1 protein-coding gene is annotated in these 22,472 nt (G+C 73.1%); it reads right to left on the bottom strand.

Translation table 11 applies throughout. The features are described from left to right. Positions 1-5: 5 nt before the first annotated feature. A complete protein-coding gene (locus LNK82_RS03340) occupies positions 6-22,238 on the bottom strand; it encodes a type I polyketide synthase (protein WP_230565408.1) in 22,233 nt (7,410 codons plus the stop codon). Positions 22,239-22,472 lie beyond the last annotated feature (234 nt).

The raw sequence follows: 22,472 nt of genomic DNA, 5'->3' as shown, positions 1-22,472 counted from the left end.
AACAGCTACTCCCCCGCGGTGCGGTGCTCGCCCGATCGGATGACCTGGGTCCTGCGGTGCTCGTCGTCGAGGATGCTGAACAGCTCGCTGTCGGTGGCGTCGTCCAGGTCGTCCTCGGGCTTGGCGCGTTTGGCGGTCCACGACGCCAGCAGCGCTTCCAGTCGTGCGGCGACGGCGTCGTGGTCGGCGTGCCCGCTCCGGTCCAAGGTGGACTTGAGCTGGTCGAGCTCGGCCAGCAGCGGGTCGGGTGCGCTCGCGGCCATCCGTTCCCGCAGGTGGTCGGCGAGCCGGGCGGGCGTCGGGTGGTCGAAGGTGAGCGTGGCGGGCAGGCGCAGCCCGGTCGCCGCGTCGAGCTGGTTGCGCAGCTCCACGGCGGTCAGCGAGTCGAACCCGAGGTCCTTGAACGCCCGGTGCGGGCCGATGGCGTCGGTGGACGCGTGACCGAGCACCTGGGCCACGGCGCGTCGGACCAGGTCCAGCACGTCGTGCGTCGGCTCGACCTGGCGCGAGTCCGCCGTGTGGCGCGGCCGGGCCACCGCGCGGCGGTCGAGGCGGACCGGCGCCAGCACCGGTTCGCCCGCGGTGAGGGCGGCGTCGAACAGGGCCAGGGCCTCGTCCGTCGCCATCGGCAGCACGCCTGCCTTGGCCATCCGGCGCCGATCGGCGTCGGTGAGCTTGCCCGTCATGCCGCTGGTCTGCGCCCAGGGTCCCCAGGCCAGGGACACGGCGGGCAGGCCGTGGGCGTGCCGGTGGGTGGCGAGGGCGTCGAGGAACGTGTTCGCGGCGGCGTAGTTGGCCTGCCCCGGACCGCCCAGCACGCCCGCGGCGGAGGAGAACAGGACGAACGCCTCCAGGTCGGCGGTCAGCTCGTGCAGGTGGAGCGCGGCGGCGGCCTTGGGCTCCCAGACCACCGCGAACCGTTCGGCGTCCAGAGACTGCACGACGGCGTCGTCCAGCACACCGGCCGTGTGCACGACCGACGTGACGGGGTGCTCGGCGAGCAGTCGTGCGACCGCGTCGCGGTCGGCCACGTCGCAGGCGACGACCGTGACGTCGGCCCCGGCCAGGTCCGCGACCAGCTCGGCGACGCCGGGGGCGTCCGGCCCGCGTCGACTGGCCAGCACCAGCCGCGCGACGCCGTGCTCGGCGACCAGGTGACGGGCGACCGCGCCGCCCAGCACGCCGGTGCCGCCGGTGATGAGCACCGTGCCGTCCGGGCCGAAGGTCGACGGCAGCGGTGCGAACTCGGCGCGTTCCAGGGTGGGCAGGTGGACTCGACCGGCTCGGACGGCCAGCTGCGGCTCGTCACCGGCCACGAGTGGCGACCCGTCGGTGTCGACCAGCACGAACCGCCCGGGGTGCTCGGAGGCGGCGGAGCGGACCAGGCCCCACACGGCGGCGGCCCGGAGGTCGGTCACGTCCTCGCCCCGCACGGACACCGCGCCGCGCGTCACCACGACGAGTCGGGCCGCATTGTCGGCCGCGGCCAGGAACTCCTGCACCACGGCCAGGGTCTCGACCGGGTCGGTGGCGTGGTGGAGCTGGTCGGCGTCACCGACCGGTCCGGTGGCGGTGTCCGTTTCGTGCCACGCGACCCGGTAGAGGGACTGCCGGCGGGTCTGCGGGGCGCGCAGGGTCAGCGACTCGACGGCCGCGATCGGTTCGCCGCCCGGGCCGCTCAGGCTGACCCGGTAGGTCTCGGGTCCGGTCGCGGTGAGCTTCACGCGTGCCGCGCCGCGACCGGTCGACCAGACCGTGACGCCGGTGAACGAGAACGGCACCTTGGCGCGGTCGTCGGCGATCGTGACGGCTTGCAGCGCGGCGTCCAGCAGCGCGGGGTGCAGGGTGAACCGGTCGCCGTCGCCGTCAGCGGCGAGTCGGACGTCGGCGTAGAGGTCGTCGCCGTGCCGCCGAACGGCCCGCAGGCCTTGGAACGCCGGGCCGTACTCGAAGCCGGCGTCGGCCAGGGAGTCGTAGAAGCCGCTCAGGTCGACCGGTTCGGTCTCCGGTTCCGTCCACGGCACGGGGGCCACGCCGGCGCCGAGCACACCGGTGGCGTGCCGCAGCCAGTCTCCGTCGGACCTGGAGTGGATGGCGACCGGGCGTCGTCCGGCCTGATCGGGCGCGCCGACCGTGACCCGCACGTCGACCGCGCCGTCGAGCACCAGCGGCGCCTCCAGTGCCAACTCCTCGACCGCCGGGCAGCCGACCTGACCTCCCGCCCGCAACGCCAGTTCCACGAACGCGGCGCCGGGCAGCAACGCGGAACCGAGCACGGTGTGCTCCGCGAGCCACGGCTGGGTGGCCGGCGACAGCTGCCCGGTCACCACCACACCCTGGTCGTCCGCCAACTCCACCACCGCGCCGAGCAACGGGTGGTCGACCGCGGCGAGCCCGGCGCCCGTGACGTCCGTCGACGCGGCGGGCAACAACCAGAACCGCTCACGCTGGAAGGCGTAGGTCGGCACCTCGGCGTGCGCGGTCGGCAGGGTCCACTCCGCGCCGGACACCCACAGCTTGCCGAGGGCGGCGAGGAGTCGTTCGGGCGAGTCGTCGTCGCGCCGCATCACGCCGGTCGGCACGAGCGTGGGATGGGGCCCGATCTCCAGGAACGCCGTCACACCACTGGCACGCAACCACTCCACGCCATCGGCGAACCGCACCGCACCACGGGCCTGCCGCACCCAATACCCAGCGTCGAACACCGTGCCTGCGGAAGGGTCCCCGCCCAGGGGATCCCTGTTTACAACGCTACCCGAACCATCCGACAACACCGTCGACACAATCGGGAGCTGTGGATAACCGAACGTCAAACCCTCCAAGACCCCAGCGAACTCGGCCAACATCGGCTCCATATGCGCCGAGTGGAACGCATGGCTCACCGCCAACCGCCGCGTCTCGTGCCCCAAGGTCTCCCACAAGTCCGCGACCTCCAGGACCGCGTCCTCGTCACCCGAGATCACCACCGCCTCGGGCCCGTTGACGGCTGCGATCTCGACACCCTCGGGCAACGTCTCCGCCACCTCCGCAGAGACGGCCCGGATCGACACCATCGCCCCACCCGGCGGCAACTCCTGCATCAAACGACCCCGCGCCGACACCAACGTGCACGCGTCATCCAGGCTCAACACACCGGCAACATGCGCAGCAGCGATCTCACCCACCGAATGACCGATCAGGTAATCAGGCTTCAGCCCCAACGACTCCACCAACCGGAACAACGCCACCTCAACCGCGAACAACGCCGACTGCGTATACCGCGTCTGATCCAAATCAACGTCCCACAACGACAACCCCAACCGCCCACACACCTCATCCAACGCCTCCGCGAACACCGGATACGCCTCGTACAACCCGCGACCCATCCCCCGCCACTGCGAACCCTGACCCGAGAACACGAACGCCGTCTTGCCGACCCCCGCCGCGACGATCGGCACGTCACCTCGGGCCAGCGCATCGAGGTCCGCCGCGCGCGTAGCCGGATCGGTGAGCGCGGCACGGTAGGCGAACCGCGTCCGCCCCGCCAAAACCGGACCCACCGCCGGGTCGCCGGCGAACCCACGCAACCGCCGGGCCTGCGCCCGCAACGCCTCCGGCGACTTCGCCGACAACAACCACGGCACGACGAGCGCCTCGACCGGCTCGGCGGGCACGTGTTCGAGGATCAGGTGCGCGTTCGTCCCGCTGATCCCGAAGGACGACACACCGGCACGACGCGGCCGGTCGACGTCAGGCCAAGGCGTGGCCTCGGTGAGGAGCCGGACGTCGCCGGTCCCCCAGTCCACGTGCGTGGTGGGCTGGTCGACGTGCAGCGTCCGCGGCAGCACCCCGTGCCGCATCGCCATGATCATCTTGATCACGCCCGCGATGCCGGCCGCCGCCTGCGTGTGGCCGATGTTGGACTTCAGCGACCCCAACCACAACGGCTCCGAGCGGTCCTGACCATAAGTCGCCAACAACGCCTGAGCCTCAATGGGATCGCCCAACGTGGTGCCAGTACCGTGCGCCTCCACAGCGTCCACATCAGACGGTGATAGACCCGCGTTCGCCAGAGCCTGCCGGATCACCCGCTCCTGAGACGGACCATTCGGCGCAGTCAACCCGTTCGACGCACCATCCTGGTTCACCGCCGAACCCGCCACCACCGCCAAGACCTGGTGACCGTGCCGACGCGCGTCCGACAACCGCTCCAACACCACCAACCCCGCGCCCTCGGACCAGCTCGTGCCGTCAGCCGCGTCGGCGAACGACTTGATCCGCCCGTCCGCCGCCAGGCCGCGCTGCCGGGAGAACTCCACGAACCCGGACGGCGTCGCCATCACCGTCACGCCACCGGCCAACGCGAGCGTGCACTCACCCGACCGCAGCGCCTGCGCCGCCAAGTGGATCGCCACCAACGACGACGAGCACGCGGTGTCCACCGACACCGCCGGACCTTCCAAGCCCAGCAGGTACGACACCCGCCCGGAGGTCACGCTCGTCGCCGTACCGGTCGACAGATAACCCTCCAGGTCGGGCGGCTGGGCCCCGGAGCCGTACCCCGACGACCAGATACCGGTGAACACACCCGTCCGACTGCCCTGCAACGACGTCGGGTCGATGCCCGCGTGCTCGAACGCCTCCCAGGCGGTCTCCAGCAACACCCGCTGCTGCGGATCCATCGCCAACGCCTCACGCGGCGAGATCCCGAAGAACGCCGCATCGAACTCGGCCGCCTCACGGAGGAACCCACCCGAACGCGTGTAGCTGGTGCCGGGTCCGCCCGCCGGGTCGTAGAGCCGGTCGAGGTCCCACCCGCGATCGCCCGGGAAGTCCCCGATCGCGTCGACACCGTCGGCGACCAGCCGCCACAGGTCCGCCGCCGAGCCGACGCCGCCCGGGTACCGGCACGCCATCCCGACCACCACGACCGGGTCGTCCGCACCGGCCAGGGCGACGGGCGCGACGGCGCGCCGCTCACGGCCGAGCAGGAGTCCCCGCAGGTGGGTCGCGAGCGCGGACGGCGTCGGGTGGTCGAACGTCAGCGTGGCGGGCAGCTTCACGCCCAGCGCCGCGGCCAGCCGGTTGCGCAGCTCCACCGCCGTCAACGAGTCGAACCCGAGATCCCGGAACGCCCGGTGCGCGGCCACCCCGTCGGTGCGGCCGAGCACCACGGCGGTGTGCGTGCCGACCAGGTCGAGCACGACGGCGTGCTGTTCGGCCTCGGGCAGCGACGCGAGCCGCCGTGCCAAGTCGGTGTCGGCGATCCGACGGGCCCGCCGCGTCAACCCGCGCAACGACGGCGCGGTGAGGTCGAGCCGTGCGGGCACCACCGCGGGCGCGCCGTCGGCCAGCGCCGCGTCGAACAACGCCAACGCGTGCTCGGTCGACATCGGCACGATCCCGGAGCGCGCCAAGCGGCGTTGATCGGCCTCGGTGAGGTGACCGGTCAGGCCGCTGACCTGCTCCCACTGCCCCCACGCCAGCGACACGGCGGGCAGGCCCAGGGCGTGCCGGTGGGAGGCGAGGGCGTCCAGGAAGGCGTTGGCGGCGGCGTAGTTGCCCTGCCCCGCGCCGCCGAGCACACCGGCGGCTGAGGAGAACAGCACGAACGCCTTCAGGTCACGGGTCAGCTCGTGCAGGTGCCACGCGGCGTCCACCTTGGGCCGCAGCACGTCGTGCAGGCGTTCGGGGGTCAACGACGTCACCACGGCGTCGTCCAGCACACCCGCCGCGTGCACGACCGCGCACAGGTCGGGGATCGTGGCGAGCACGTCGGCGAGGGCGGCCCGATCGGTCACGTCGCACGCGACCACCGACACGTCCGCGCCCTCGATCTCCACCTCGCCGCCACGGCGGCCGAGCAGCACCAGTCGCCGGACGCCGTGCCGTGCCACGAGGTGCCGGGCCACCAGGACGCCCAGCGTGCCGGTGCCGCCGGTGATCAGCACGGTGCCGTCCAGGTCGAGCGCGCGAGGCGAGCCCGGCGCGCGGTCGAGCCGGGGCGCGAGCACGGCGTCGCCGCGGACCGCCACCTGGAACTCGTCGGCCGGCGCGTGGACCTCGCCGTCGTGGTCCACGTCGACCAGGGCGAACCGGCCGGGGTGCTCGGCCTCGGCGGCCCGCACCAAGCCCCAGACCGCGGCGGCGGCGAGGTCGGTCACCTCACCGGGGCCCGCCGCGCCACGCGTGACGATCGCGAGCTTCCCGTCCTCCGAGGTGCGCAGGAAGTCCTGGAGGACGGCCAACGTCTCGGCGACCAGGGTGTGCGCGGCTCGCACCGGATCGGCTCCCGGCGCGCTGACCACGTGGTGCACGGCGGCGTCTCCGGACGAAGGCGTCACCGGGACCCAGTCGAGGCGGAACACCCGGTTGTCACGGGTGCGGAAGTCCGCCGGCATCGGCCGCACGGTCAGGGCGTCCACCACGGCCACGGGCTCACCGGCATCGGTGGTCAGCAGGACCCGGTAGGTGTCGGGCCCGGTCGGTGTGAGCCGGACGCGCGCCGCCGTCACCCCCGTCTTCAGCACGGCGACGCCGGCGAACGAGAACGGCAGCCGACCCGCCGCGACGAGCGTGAGCGGCTGCAACGCGGCGTCCAGCAACGCGGGGTGCAGGCCGAAGCCGTCACGGGTGTCCAGGGCGACCTCGGCGTACAGCTCGTCACCGTGCCGCCACACCGCCCGCACGCCCTCGAACGCCGGGCCGTACTCGTAGCCCTGGGCCGCGAGGTCGTCGTAGAAGCCCGTGAGGTCGACCGGTTCGGCGTCCGACGGCCATTCCAGCGGACGTGACGCGGGCGGGTCGACGCCGAGCGTGCCGGTGGCGTGCCGGATCCAGTCGCCGTCGCGCCGGGAGTGGATGGTGACCGCCGTGCCGTCGACCACGACCTGGACCAGCACTGAGTCCTGCGCGGGCAGCACCATCGGTGCTTCCAGCAGCAGTTCGGCCAGCACGTGCCGACCGACCTGGGCGCCCGCGCGCAGGGCGAGTTCCACGAAACCGGTGCCCGGCAGCAGCACCGACCCGTGGAGGGCGTGATCGGCCAGCCACGGCTGGGTGGCCGTCGACAGCCGCCCGGTGAGCACCACTCCCTGCCCCGCCGCGAGTTCCACGGCCGCGCCGAGCAGCGGGTGGTCGGTCGAGTCGAGACCGGCCGCGGTCACGTCGGCCGACCCCGGCACGGGAGCCAGCCAGTAGCGGTCGTGCTGGAACGGGTAGGTGGGCAGGTCGACGTGACCGGCGGCGGGCCGGGGCCACTCGACGTCCACACCGGCGACGAACAGCCGTGCCGCGGCGGTGGTGAAGTCACCCTGGTCGCGGCGCAGGGTGCCGGCGGCGACCGTGACGTCCAACGCGGGCACCAGCACCGGGTGCGGGCTGACCTCGACGAACACGTCGTGCCCGGCGGCCGTCAACGCCTCCACCGCCCGGTCGAACCGCACTGGCTCCCGCAGGTTCCGGTACCAATAGGCGGCATCGACGGTCCCGACCAACCCCTCGGTCACGGTCGAGTAGAACGGGATCCGCGCCGGGAGCGGGGTGATGTCCGCGAGGTCGGCCAGGAGCCGCTCCCGGACCGCCTCGACCTGTGCCGAGTGCGCCGCGTAGTCCACCGGGAGGACGCGCGCCCTGATGCCGTCGGCCTCGCAGACCGCCACGAGCTCGGCGAGCGCGGCCGGATCTCCGGACACGACCACGGAGTCCACCGCGTTGACCACCGCGATCGACAGCCGACCACCCCACCGCGACAACAACTCCGACTCCGGCGGCAGGGTCACCGACACCATGCCGCCCTGACCACTGATCGCCACCAAAGCCTTGCTGCGCAACGCCACCACCCGCGCCGCATCCTCCAAGGAGAGCGCCCCAGCCACATACGCCGCAGCGATCTCACCCTGCGAATGCCCCACCACCGCGTCAGGCTCCACACCACGCGAGCGCCACAACGCCGCCAACGACACCATCATCGCGAACAACGCGGGCTGCACCACATCAACCCGATCCAGCGCACCACCGCTCAAGACCTCGACCAACGACCAGTCGACGTGCGGGGCCAACGCCCGCTCGCACGCGTCGACCGCGTCCCGGAACACCGGCTCCGCCGCATACAACTCGCGCCCCATACCGACCCACTGCGCACCCTGGCCGGGGAACACGAACACCGACTTCCTGAGCGCAGACGCCGTGCCCGTCACCAGGTCCGGATGCTCACGACCCTCCGCCAACGCACCCAACGCCGACGGATCCAGCACCACCGCACGGTGATCAAAACGCGCCCGACCAGCCAGAACACGGGCCACGGCGGACGCGTCGGCCGCACCGGCGGCCTTGGACAACCGGCGGGCCTGGTCGCGCAACGCCCGCTCCGACTTGCCCGTGATCACCCACGGCGTCCGGCCGACGTCCCCGGCCGACTCCGAGGCGGTCTCAGGCGCCTGCTCGATGATGACGTGCGCGTTCGTGCCGCTCACCCCGAACGACGACACACCCGCCCGACGCGGACGCCCTGCCTCCGGCCAGGGCACGGTGTCCGCGAGCAGCCGGATGTCCCCGGCCGCCCAGTCCACGTGCGGTGTCGGCTCGTCCACGTGCAGCGTGCGAGGCAACCGACCGTGCCGCAACGCCATCACCATCTTGATCACACCAGCAACACCGGCCGCCGCCTGGGTGTGACCGATGTTCGACTTCACCGACCCCAACCACAACGGACCCGAACGATCCTGACCATAAGTCGCCAACAACGCCTGAGCCTCGATCGGATCACCCAACGTCGTACCGGTCCCGTGGGCCTCCACCGCGTCCACATCGGACGGACGCACGCCGGCGTTCGCCAACGCCTGCCGGATCACCCGCTCCTGGGACGGCCCGTTCGGCGCGGTCAGACCGTTCGACGCGCCGTCCTGGTTCACCGCCGAACCGGCCAGCACCGCCAACACCCGATGACCGCGCCGGCGCGCGTCCGACAGCCGCTCCAGCAGCACCAACCCCGCGCCCTCGCCCCAACTCGTGCCGTCGGCCGCGGCGGAGAACGGCTTGCACCGACCGTCGGCCGCCAACCCGCGCTGCCGCGAGAACTCCGTGAACCCCAGCGGGTTCACGATCACCGTCACGCCACCGGCCAACGCCAAGTCGCACTCACCCGACCGCAACGCCTGCGCCGCCAAGTGCATCGCCACCAACGACGACGAACACGCGGAGTCCACCGACACGGCCTGGCCGCGCAACCCGAGCAGGTAGGCGACCCGGCCGGACGTGACGCTCGGTGAGATGCCGGTCGCCAGGTAGCCCTCGGCGTCACGCGGGGCCTGGTCGACCACGCCCCCGTACCCCGAGGACCACAGCCCGGTGAACACGCCCGTCTGGCTGCCCCGCAACGAGGTCGGGTCGATGCCCGCGTGCTCGATGGTCTCCCAGGCGGTCTCCAGCAGCACGCGCTGCTGCGGATCCATCGCCAACGCCTCACGCGGCGAGATCCCGAAGAAGTCCGCGTCGAACCCCGCCACATCGGTGAGGAAGCCACCGGAACGGGTGTAGCTGGTCCCGGGGTGGTCAGGATCCGGGTGGTAGAGCCGATCCAGGTCCCAACCCCGATCGGTCGGGAAGTCCGTGATGGCATCCACCCCGTCGGACACCAACCGCCACAGGTCATCCGGCGACCCGATACCACCGGGCAACCGACACCCCATGCCCACGATCACGATCGGGTCGTCGTCCACCGCCCGCACCACCGGCGCAACGACCTCCCGACGCGTGCCCGACAGCTCCAGCCGCAGGTGCTCGGCCAGTTCCCCGGGCGTCGGGTGGTCGAAGACGAGGGTCGCGGGCAGGCGGAGGCCGGTCGCCGTGGCGAGCCGGTTGCGCAGCTCCACGGCGGTCAGCGAGTCGAACCCGAGGTCGCGGAACGCGAGCCGGGGCTTGATCGCCGACGCGTCGGTGTGCCCGAGCACGGCCGAGGTGTGGGTCGTGACGAGGGACAGCAGGTCGGTTTCGGGTGCGGCGGGAGGCGGGAGCGCGCGAGGTGCCCGGGTCGTCAGGTGCGCGGTCGTCACCGCGGGCTGGTCACCGGCGAGCGCCGCGTCGAACAGCGCCAGCGCGTGCTCCGTCGTCATCGGCGCGATGCCGGCGCGGGCGAAGCGCTCCTTGTCGGTCGCGGTGAGGTGCGCGGTCATGCCGGACGCCTCGGCCCAGTAACCCCACGCCATCGAGACGGCCGGCAGGCCGAGGGCGTGCCGGTGCCGCGCCAGGGCGTCCAGGTAGGAGTTGGCGGCGGCGTAGTCGGCCTGCCCGGCGTTGCCCAGGACGCCCGCGGCGGCGGAGAACAGCACGAACGCGTCCAGGTCGCCGGCCAGTTCGTGCAGGTGCCACGCGCCGTCCACCTTGGGCCGCAGCACGCGGTCCAGTTGGTCGGGGGTGAGGCCTTGCACCACCGCGTCGTCAAGCACACCGGCCGCGTGCACCACTGTGGTCAGGTCCGGGATCGACGCCACCAACTCCGCGACCTGCCCACGATCCGACACGTCGCACGCGACCACCCGCACGTCCGCGTCCAGCTCCGGGACCTCGCCACCACCGCGACTCGCCAACACCAGCCGCCGCACGCCGTGCCGGGTGACCAGGTGCCGCGCCAACGCCCGGCCGAGCGTCCCCGTGCCGCCGGTGATCAACACCGTGCCGTCGGCGAGCCGGGGCACGGTGAGCACCAGCTTGCCCACGTGCCCGGCCTGGCTCATCAGCCGGAACACGTCCACCGCGCGCCGGATGTCCCGGGTGGCGACGGGCGGCAACCGGAGCACGCCGGCGCCGAACAGCCGCAGCACCTCGGTCAGCACGTCACCCAGGTGGGCGGGATCGGCGTCGTTGAGGTCGAACGCCCGGTAGTCGACGCCGTCGAGGACCCGGACGTCGGTCTTGCCCATCTCCACGAACCGGCCACCGGGCGCGAGCAGGCGCAGCGACGCGTCGGTGAACTCGCCGGCCAACGAGTTCAGCACCACGTCCACCCGCGGGAAGCGCTGCTCGAACTCCAGCGTCCGCGACGACGCGATGTGGTCTTCGCTCAACCCCGCCGCCCGCAACGCGTCCCACTTGCGCGGGCTCGCCGTGGCGAAGACCTCCGCGCCGAGGTGCCGCGCCAGCTGGATCGCGGCCGTGCCGACGCCGCCCGCACCGGAGTGGATCAGCACCCGATCACCCGGGCGGACGCGGCCGAGGTCCACCAGCCCGTGCCACGCCGTGAGGAACGCCACCGGCACCGCCGCGGCCTGCGCGAACGACCAGCCGTCCGGGACCGGCGCGAGCACCCGCTCGTCGGCCACCGCACGCGGCCCGAACGCGCCGGAGGCGAGACCGAGCACCCGGTCGCCCACCCGCCACCTCGTGACGCCCGGCCCGACTTCGAGGACCGTCCCGGCCGCCTCACCGCCCAACAACGCCGTGTCCGGGTACATCCCCAACGCGATGAGCACGTCGCGGAAGTTCACCCCCGCCGCACGCACCGCGAGCCGCACCTGGCCCGGCTCCAGCGGCAGCTCGGCCACCTCGGCGAACGCGAGGTCGTCCAGGCTTCCGGTGCCCGACTCGACCAGCCGCCACGGACCGTCGACCGACGGGGGCCGCGACCTGGCCGGCACCTGCCGTGGCACCAGGATCGCGTCACCGCGGATCGCCAGCTCCACCTCGTCGCCCGCCACGGCCGCCGCCTCCGACGCCCGCGCCACCGTCGCGTCGCGGTCCAGCTCCACCGCGACGAACCGGCCCGGGTGCTCGGCCGCGGCACTGCGGATCAACCCGCGCACCGCCGCCCCCGCCGGATCGTCCGTCCGCGTCGGCACGACCAGGCGCGTCCGCTCGTCGGTCTCCAGGAACTCCTGCACCAGGCCGAGTGCCCGTCGGGTGAGGCCGTGCACGGACTCGGCGTCGACCGAACCGGTCAGCAGGGGCGCGAGGCGGACGGGCACGGGGGTGGACTCCGCCAGTGGCACCCATTCGGTGCGCAGCAGCGTGGTCCCGGGTTCGGCGGCCGGTCGCACGGTCAGCGCGTCGATCGCCGCCACCGGTGCGCCCGCGAGGTCGGTCAACGTGACGGTGTAGGCGTCCGGGCCGGTGCGGGCCAGGTGGACGCGGGCGGTCGAGACGCCGGTCGTGGGCACGGCGATGCCGGTGAACGAGAAGGGCAGGCGGAGGCGGTCGTCCGGGTGCAGCAGGATCACCGGTTGCAGCGCGGCGTCGAGCAGCGCCGGGTGCAGGCCGAACTTGGCGCCGTCCGGCACCTGGACCTCGGCGAACAGCTCGTCGTCGGCCCGCCACAGCGCCCGCACACCCCGGAACGCCGGGCCGTACTCGTAGCCGAGGTCGGCGAGGTAGTCGTAGAAGCTGTCCGGGTCGACCTGCTCTCCCCTGGGCTCCCACACCGCGGTGGTCGGGGCCTGAGCCCGGTCGAGCGTGCCGGAGGCGTGGCGGACCCACTCGCCGTCGACCCGCGAGTGCACGGTGACCGGTCGCCGGTCAGCGTGGTCCGGCGCGCCCACGGACACCTGGACGTGCGCCGGGCGTTCGGTCACGGTCAGCGGCACGTGCAGCACGAGGTCCGCGACGACCGGGCAGCCCACGGCACGTCCCGCTTCGACGGCCAGTTCCACGAACGCCGTGCCGGGCAGCAGCACGGCGCCGTCGACGGCGTGGTCGGCCAGCCACGGGTGCGTGCGGGTCGAGAGGCGGCCGGTCAGCACCGCGCCCTGGTCGTCCGGCAGCTCCACGGACGCGTCCAGCAACGGGTGGCCCAGCGTGGACCCGGCCGTGCTCGGCAGGAGCCAGTAGCGCGTCCGCTGGAACGGGTAGGTCGGCAGCGCGAGTCGGCCCGCGGTCGGCCGGGGCAGCTCGACACCGTTCACCACCAAGGTGGCCAGGGCACCGCGGAAGTCGCCCTGCTCGCGCCGGAGCGTGCCGGTGGCGACCGCGACGTCCACTGTGGGCACCAGCACCGGGTGCGGGCTGACCTCGATGAACACGTCGTGCCCGGCCTGCGTCAGAGCTTCGACCGCCCGGTCGAACCGCACCGGTTCACGCAGGTTCCGGTACCAGTACGCGGCATCGACGGTCTCCACCAAACCGTCCGCCACCGTGGAGTAGAACGGAATCCTGGCCGGTGCGGGATTGATCTCGGCCAGATCGGCGAGCAGTCGTTCCCGGACCGCCTCGACCTGGGCCGAGTGCGCCGCGTAGTCCACCGGGATCCGCCGGGCGTGCACGCCCTCCCGCTCGCACAGCTCCAGCAACTCGTCCAGCGCGCCGGGCTCGCCCGACACCACCACCGTGGACGCCGAGTTCACCACCGCAACGCTCAGCCGGACGCCCCACCGCGACAACAACTCCGAGTCCGGCGGCAACGACACCGACACCATGCCGCCTTGACCGCTGATCGCGACCAGAGCCTTGCTGCGCAGAGCGACCACCCGCGCCGCATCCTCCAACGACAGCGCCCCGGCCACGTGCGCCGCCGCGATCTCACCCTGCGAATGCCCCACCACGGCATCCGGCTCGACGCCGCGAGACCGCCACAGCGCAGCCAGGGAGACCATCATCGCGAACAACGCGGGTTGCACCACGTCCACGCGATCCAGCGACCCGCCGGTCAAGACCTCGACCAGCGACCAGTCCACGTGCGGGGCCAACGCGCGCTCACACGCGTCCACGGCCTCGCGGAACACCGGCTCGGACGCGTAGAGGTCCCGCCCCATCCCGACCCACTGCGCGCCTTGGCCGGGGAACACGAACACCGACTTGCCCGGCAACGACGCCGAGCCCGTCACCACCCCGGGGTGTTCCCGACCCTCCGCCAACGCACCCAGACCAGCCGGGTCCAACACCACCGCACGGTGATCGAAGCGCGCCCGACCGGCCAGAACGCGCCCGATCTCGTCGTTCTCCCCGGGGTGTTCGGCGACGAAGTCCCTCAGCCGCCGGGCCTGCTCGCGCAGCGCCTCCGGCGTCTTGGCCGACAGCAGCCAGAGCGGGGCGACCTCCTCGGGCCGCACGTCCTCGGGCGCCTGCTCGATGATCGTGTGCGCGTTCGTGCCGCTGATGCCGAACGCGGACACCGCCGCCCGCCGAGGGTGTTCGGTGGCCGGCCAGGGCACGGAATCGGTCAGCAGCCGGACGTTCCCGGCCTCCCAGTCCACGTGCGGCGTCGGTTCGTCGACGTGCAGCGTCTTCGGCAGCACACCGTGCCGCAACGCCATCACCATCTTGATCACACCGGCCGCGCCGGCGGCGGCCTGCGCGTGGCCGATGTTCGACTTCACCGAGCCCAGCCACAACGGCTCCGAGCGATCCTGACCATAGGTGGCCAACAACGCCTGAGCCTCGATCGGATCGCCCAGCGTCGTACCGGTACCGTGTGCCTCCACCGCGTCCACTTCGGACGGATCGAGACCCGCGTTCGCGAGAGCCTGCCGGATCACCTGCTCCTGGGACGGCCCGTTCGGCGCGGTCAACCCGTTCGACGCGCCGTCCTGGTTGACGGCGGTCCCCCGCACGACGGCCAGCACGTGGTGGCCGTTGCGCCGGGCGTCGGACAGGCGTTCCACCAGCAGCAGGCCCGCACCCTCGGCCCATCCGGCGCCGTCGGCGGCGGCGGCGAACGACTTGCTGCGGCCGTCCGGCGCGCTCGCGCCCTGCCGGGACATCTCGGTGAACAACGACGGCGTGGCGTTGACCGTGACCCCGCCGGCCAGCGCGAGGTCGCACTCGCCCGACCGCAGCGCCTGCGCGGCCAGGTGCAGCGCGACCAGCGACGACGAGCACCCGGTGTCCAGCGACAGCGCGGGTCCGACCAGACCGAGCAGGTAGGACAGCCGTCCGGAGCCGATGCTGGTCGCCGTCCCGGTGACCTGGTAGCCCTCCAGGTCGTCCGGGATCGACCCGGCGGCGTACCCGGTGGACCAGATGCCGGTGAACACGCCCGTCCGGCTGCCCTGCAACGAGGTCGGGTCGATCCCCGCGTGCTCGAACGCCTCCCACGCCGTCTCCAGCAACACCCGCTGCTGCGGGTCCATGGCCAACGCCTCACGCGGCGAGATCCCGAAGAACGCCGCGTCGAACCCGCCCGCGTCGGTCAGGAACCCGCCGTGCCGGGTGGACGACGTGCGCGGCCGGGCCGACGTGGGGTCGAACAACCGGTCCAGGTCCCAGCCGCGGTCGTCGGGGAACCCGCCGATGGCGTCCACGCCCTCGGACACCACCCGCCACAGGTCGTCCGGCGACTCGACGCCGCCGGGGAACCGGCAGCCCATGCCGACGATCGCGATCGGCTCGTCGGTCGCCACCGCAGACGTGGTGGCACGCGCCGCGCGTTCACCGCGCAGATGTGCGGCGAGCCGTTCGGGCGTGGGGTGGTCGAAGACCAGCGTGGACGGCAGCCGCCGGCCCAGGGCGGTGGCGAGGCGGTTGCGCAGCTCCACGGCGGTCAACGAGTCGAAGCCGAGTTCCCGGAACGCCTGCCGAACGTCGATGGCCTCAGCTGAGGCATGTCCCAGCACCGCCGCCGTGTGGGTGGTGATCACGTCGAGCACGTCGACGTCGGTCGCCGGGTCCGGCTCGGCCGCTTCCTCCCGGGTCTGGGCCTCGGGCAGGTCGGCGAGCAGCCTGCTCGGCCGCGCGCGGGTGTAGGCGGGCGCGAACTCCGCCCAGTCGACCGGGGTGACCACGGCGTGCGGCACGTCCTGGTCGAGCACGTCGCGCAACGCCGCCAGCGCACGCCCGGACGGCATCTCGCCCAGGCCGAGCAGCCGCCGTTGCCGCTGCACGGACTCCAGCGCCGCCATGCCGCCCTCGGCCCAGATGCCCCAGGCCACCGACGTGGTCGCCCGGCCCTCGGCGCGGTGCCGTGCGGCGAGGGCGTCGAGGAACGCGTTGCCCGCCGCGTACGCCGCGCCGTGCCCGTCGCCCCACACACCGGCCGTCGACGAGAACAGCACCAGCGCGTCGAGGTCGGGCAGCAGGTCGGCGAGGTGCGTCGCGCCGGCGACCTTGGCGGTGATCACGTCGGCGAACCCGGCCACGTCGTCGTCGGCCAGCCGGCCGGACCTGATCACGCCCGCCGTGTGGAACACCGACCGCACGTCGCCGACCTCGTCCAGCAACGCCGCCAGCGCCGCCCGGTCCGCCACGTCGCACGCGGCCACCGTGACCCGCGTGCCGGAGGCGGCCAGCTCGTCGCGCAGCCCGGCCGCGCCGGGGGCGTCCGGCCCGCTGCGGCTGACCAGCACCACGTGCTCGGCGCCCTGCCCGGCGAGCCACCGCGCCACCCGGGCGCCCAGCGCACCGGTGCCGCCGGTGATCAGCGTGGTGCCCTCGGGCCGCCACGTCCGGACCGGCGGGGTCGGCCTGGCCCGGCGCAGCCTGCGGGCGAAGACGCCCTCGGCGCGGACCGACACCTGGTCCTCCGGGCCGCCGATCGCGGCGAGCAGCCGGCGCACGCCCAGCGCGTCCGGTGTCGCCGGGACGTCGATCAGCCCGCCCCACCGGTCGGGGAACTCCAGTGCGGCCGACGTGCCCAACCCCCACACCAGCGCCTGCCGCGGCCGATCGTCGAAGGCGCCGCGGGTCACGCACCACAGCGGGGCGTCGAGGTCCCGCACGGCCGCCAAGGTCCGCGCCAAGCCGACGGGCACGGCCGGGTGGTCCGGGTGCGGCGACTCGTCCAGGGCCAGGAACGACAGCACGCCGTCGACCCGGTCCGCCGTCCCGACCACCTCGACGCCGCTGTCCCGCAACGCCTCCACCGCCGCGTCGACCCACGGGTGCTCGCCGTCGGGCCGCAGCACCAGCCACCGCCCGGCGGGGGCCGAGGTGGGCGTGACGGGAGCCCACGTGACCTCGTACCGCCACGGGTCCGCGGTCGGCGCGGTGGACGTGAGCCAGTACGGCTCGTGCTGGAAGGCGTAGGTCGGCAGGTCCGCGCCACCGGCCGGCGGCAGCGCGGAAGTCCAGTCGACGTCCACACCGGCGACGAACAGCCGTCCGGCCGCCGTGAGGAACTCCCCGACCCCGCCGTGGTCGCGCCGCAGGGTGCCGGTGGCCAGGGTGACGTCCAGGGTGGGCACCAGGACCGGGTGCGGGCTGACCTCGACGAACACGTCGTGCCCGGCGGCCGTCAACGCCTCCACCGCCCGGTCGAACCGCACCGGCTCCCGCAGGTTCCGGTACCAATAGGCGGCATCGACGGTCCCGACCAACCCCTCGGTCACCGAGGAGTAGAACGGGATCCGCGCCGGGAGCGGGGTGATGTCCGCCAGCTCGGCGAGCAACCGCTCTCGAACGGCTTCCACCTGTGCCGAGTGCGCCGCGTAGTCCACCGGGATCCGGCGCGCGTGCACGCCCTCGCGCTCACACAACTCCAGCAACTCGTCCAACGCCCCCGGCTCACCCGACACCACCACCGTGGACGCCGAATTCACCACCGCGACCGTCAGCCGATCACCCCACCGCGACAACAACTCGGAATCCGGTGGCAACGACACCGACACCATGCCACCGAGACCACTGATCGCGACCAAAGCCTTGCTGCGCAACGCAACTACCCGCGCCGCATCCTCCAAGGAGAGGGCGCCGGCGACATGCGCCGCCGCGATCTCACCCTGCGAGTGCCCCACCACCGCGGCCGGCTCGACCCCGAACGACCGCCACAACGCCGCCAACGACACCATCATGGCGAACAACGCCGGCTGCACCACGTCGACCCGATCCAGCGCACCACCGCTCAAGACCTCGACCAACGACCAGTCGACGTGCGGGGCCAACGCCCGCTCGCACGCGTCGACCGCGTCCCGGAACACCGGCTCCGCCGCATACAACTCGCGCCCCATACCGACCCACTGCGCACCCTGACCCGGGAACACGAACACGAGGTCACCGGTGGTGGTCGGCGGGGCGGCCGGTGGCGGGGTGGCGAGCAGTTCGGCCCGATCCGCGCCGACCAGCACGGCGCGGTGGCGGAATCGGGCACGGGTGGCCAGGTCACCGGCGATCGCCGCCACCGGCACGTCCGGGTGCGTGAGCGCGTACTCGCGCAGCCGTTCGACCTGGGCGTGCAGTGCCGCCTCGGTCTTCGCGCTGACCAGCCACGGCACCGTCCGGTCTTCGCCGACCCGGGGCGCGACGACGTCCGGGGACTGCTGGAGCACGAGGTGGGCGTTCGTGCCGCTGATCCCGAACGCCGAGACCGCCGCGCGTCGGGGACGGTCGGTGTCGGGCCACGCGGCGGACCCGGTCAGCAGCCGGATGTCGCCCGCAGTCCAGTCCACGTGCGGCGTCGGCTCGTCCACGTGCAGCGTCCTCGGAAGCACACCGTGCCGCAACGCCATCACCATCTTGATCACACCAGCGACACCCGCCGCCGCCTGGGTGTGACCGATGTTCGACTTCACCGAACCCAACCACAACGGCTCCGAACGATCCTGCCCGTAGGTCGCCAAGAGCGCCTGCGCCTCGATCGGATCACCCAACGTCGTACCAGTACCGTGCGCCTCAACAGCGTCCACTTCGGACGGACGAACGCCGGCGTTCGCCAGAGCCTCCCGGATCACCCGCTCCTGAGACGGACCGTTCGGCGCGGTCAACCCATTGGAGGCGCCGTCCTGGTTCACCGCAGAACCCGCCACCACCGCGAACACCCGATGACCACGCCGACGTGCGTCCGACAGCCGTTCGAGCAGCACCAACCCCGCGCCCTCACCCCAGCTCGTGCCGTCGGCGGCAGCGGCGAAGGGCTTGCTGCGGCCGTCCGGCGCGAGCCCGCGTTGCCGCGAGAACTCGGTGAAGATCACCGGCGTCGCCATCACCGTGACGCCACCGGCCAGCGCCAGGTCGCACTCACCCGACCGCAGCGCCTGCGCCGCCAAGTGGATCGCCACCAACGACGACGAGCACGCCGTGTCGATCGACAGCGCCGGTCCGCGCAGCCCCAGGTGGTAGGCGACGCGGCCGGACGTCACGCTCGTCGCCGTGCCGGTGACCAGGTAGCCCTCGACGTCTTCGGGCACCGGCCCGCCGACGGCGTAGCCGGAGGACCAGATGCCGGTGAACACGCCGGTGCGGCTGCCGTGCAACGAGGTCGGGTCGATCCCCGCGTGCTCGACCGTCTCCCACGCCGTCTCCAGCACGAGGCGTTGCTGGGGGTCCATCGCCACGGCCTCGCGCGGCGAGATCCCGAAGAACGCCGCGTCGAACCCGCCCGCGTCGGCCAGGAAACCGCCCTTGGCCACGGCGCTCGTGCCGCCGCTGCGCAGCTCCGGGTCGTGCAGCCGGCCGAGGTCCCAGCCGCGGTCGGCCGGGAAGTCGCCGATCGCGTCCACCTCGGCGGTGACCAGGCGCCACAGGTCCTCCGGCGACGCCACGCCGCCGGGGAACCGGCACCCCATCCCCACGATCACGATCGGGTCGTCGTCCACCGCCGCCACGACGTCCGGCACGTCGACGACACCGTCACCCAGGTGCGCCACCAGTTCCGCGGGCGTCGGGTAGTCGTAGATCAGGCCGGACGACAACCGCAGGCCGAGCGCGCTGTTGATGCGGTCGCGCAGCGCGACACCCATCACGGAGTCGAAACCCAGGTCCTTGAACGTCAGCGTGGGGTCGATCTCGGCGGTGTCGGCGTGCCCGAGGACGGCCGCGATGGCGGCGGTGACCTGGTCGGCGGGATCGGCGGTCGGCGCGGGCGGTGCTTCGGGCGTGACGTCGCCCAGCCAGTGCGACCGGCGTTGGAACGCGTAGGTGGGCAGGTCGACCGGCTCGACACCCGCCGGGAACGCGGGCGTGAAGTCGACGTGCCCGCCCGCCACGAACACCCGGCCCAACGCGGCCAGGAACTCCTCCCGGCCGCCGTGGTCGCGGCGCAGGGTGCCGGTGGCCACCACGACGTCCAGGGTCGGTGCCAGCACGGGGTGCGGGCTCACCTCGATGAGCACGTCGTGGCCGTCGGCGGCGAGCGCGGCGGTGGCCAGGTCGAACCGGACGGGCTCGCGCAGGTTGCGGTACCAGTAGTCGGCGTCGAGGCCGGCGGTGTCGAGCGGCCCGCCGGTGACCGCCGAGTAGAACGGCACGTCGGCCGCCCGCGGGCGCACGTCCGCGAGGTCGGCCAGCAGCCGTCGCCGGATGGCGGAGACCTGCGCCGAATGGGCGGCGTAATCCACCGGAATGGCGCGCGCCCGAATGCCGGCCGCCTCGCACGCCGCCGACAATTCGGCCAGCGCGGTGGGCGTGCCGGACACCACGACGGCGCCGGGCGCATTTACCACCGCGACTGTCAACTGACCATTCCAACGTGCCACGAATTGCTCGGCCTCGTCGACCGGCAGTGTGACGGAAATCATTCCGCCCTGACCCGCCAATGAGACGAGCGCCCGGCTGCGCAATGCCACCACGCGTGCCGCGTCGGCCAACGACAATGCGCCCGCCACGTGCGCGGCGGCGATTTCGCCTTGGGAATGGCCGACCACCGCGTCCGGTTCGACGCCGTGGGAGCGCCACAGCGCGGCCAGCGACACCATCACCGCGAACAGCGCCGGCTGCACCACGTCGACCCGGTCGAGCGCGTCGCCGTGCAGGACGTCCACCAGCGACCAGTCGGTGTGGGGCGCGAGCGCCGCGGCGCAAGCGTCGATGCGGTCGCGGAACACGGGTTCGCTCGCGTAGAGCTCGCGGCCCATGCCGACCCACTGCGCGCCCTGACCGGGGAAGACGAACGCGGTCCGGCCCAGGTCGGCGGCCCGTGCGGTGACGAGGTCCGGCGCCGGGCGGCCCTCGGCGAGCGCGGTGAGCGGTGAGCGGCCGAGGAGCACGGCGCGGTGGGCGAAGTGCGTGCGCGTGGTCGCCAACGCGTGGCCGACCTCGCCGGGCGTCAGCTCGGGGTGGGCTGCGAGGTGGTCGTGCAACCGCCCGGCCTGCGCCCGCAGCGCCTGCTCGGTCCGGCCCGACAGCACCCACGGCACCACGCCCGACGTCGGCTCGGACCCGACCCGCTCCCGGTCCGGGGGCTGGGCGACGACCACGTGCGCGTTCGTGCCGCCCATCCCGAAGGCCGACACACCCGCGATCAACGGCAGGTCGGCGCGCGGCCACGGGGTCAGCTCGGTCTGGACGCGCAGCTTCAGCTCGTCGAACGGGATGTCGGGGTTGGGCGTGACGTGGTTGAGGCTGGCCGGCAGGGCGCGGTGGCGGATGCTCAGCACGGTCTTGAGCAGGCCGACGATGCCCGCCGCGCCCTCCAGGTGGCCGACGTTCGTCTTCGCCGAGCCGACGAGCAGCTCGGTGGCGCGCCCGGCGTGCGCGGCGCCGAGGCCGGCGGCTTCGACCGGGTCGCCGACCGGGGTGCCGGTGCCGTGCAGCTCGACGTACTGCACGTCGTCCGGGCGGACGTTCGCGCTGGCCAGGGCCTCGCTGATGACCTGGGCCTGCGCGTCGGCGCTGGGTGCGGTGAGGCTGCGGGTCGGTCCGTCGTTGTTCACCGCGCTGCTGAGAATCACCGCGTGCACCGGGTCGCCGTCCGCGAGCGCCCTGGCCAGCGGCTTGAGCACGACCACGCCGCCGCCCTCGCCGCGGGCGAACCCGTTGGCGCGGGCGTCGAAGGTGTGGCTGCGGCCGTCCGGTGACAGCCCGCCGAACTCGACCCCGCTCGTCTCGCGACCGGCCGCGAGGTTGAGGTTCACCCCGCCCGCCAGGGCGAGCGCCGTCTCGCCGCGCCGCAGGCTCTCGACCGCCAGGTGCACCGCGACCAGGGCGGACGACTGCGCCGCGTCCACGGTCAGGCTCGGTCCGCGCACGCCGAGGAAGTGCGACACGCGGTTGGCGATGACGCCCCGGTTCGTGCCGGTCATCGTGTGCGGGGTGACGTGCGCCGGGTAGCTCAGGGTGGTGTAGTCGTCCCAGGTCGCGCCGATGAACACGCCCGTTCGGCCGCCGGTGAGCGTGCCGGGGACGATCCGCGCGTCCTCCAGGGCCTCCCACGCCAGCTCCAGGGCCAACCGCTGCTGGGGGTCCATCGCGGCGGCCTCGCGGGGCGAGACGCCGAAGAACGCCGCGTCGAAGGCGTCGACCCGGTCCAGGAAACCCGCGGGCAGGTCGCCCGCGCGGCCGGGCGGCGGTGGGGTGATCGCGTCCAGGCCGTCGCGCAGCAGCCGCCAGAACGCCGCGGTGTCCGGCGCGCCGGGCAACCGGCAGGACATTCCGACGATCGCGATCCGGTCGTCCGCACGTGACATTTCCCCACCCATCGGGTCACCCTGTTCCGCTCGCGAGAATTCGAGACGGTTCCCGGACGAAAGCAATGCGGCCCGCGACCACCGCAGCGTCGAGCAGTTGTTCCCCGGCGGCGGAGAAAGGACGACCCGAACGTACCTCGGTTCCGCACGGCGCGGCTACCTGCCTATAGCGTTTTCGTCGAGCACGCATCGGGTTTCCGATCGTGCCACTGGCACCGGCGACGCGATTCGGCT

Source organism: Saccharothrix luteola, from assembly GCF_020859565.1.
Lineage (GTDB): Bacteria > Actinomycetota > Actinomycetes > Mycobacteriales > Pseudonocardiaceae > Actinosynnema > Actinosynnema luteola.
This window is presented reverse-complemented; position numbering and strand designations above follow the sequence as displayed.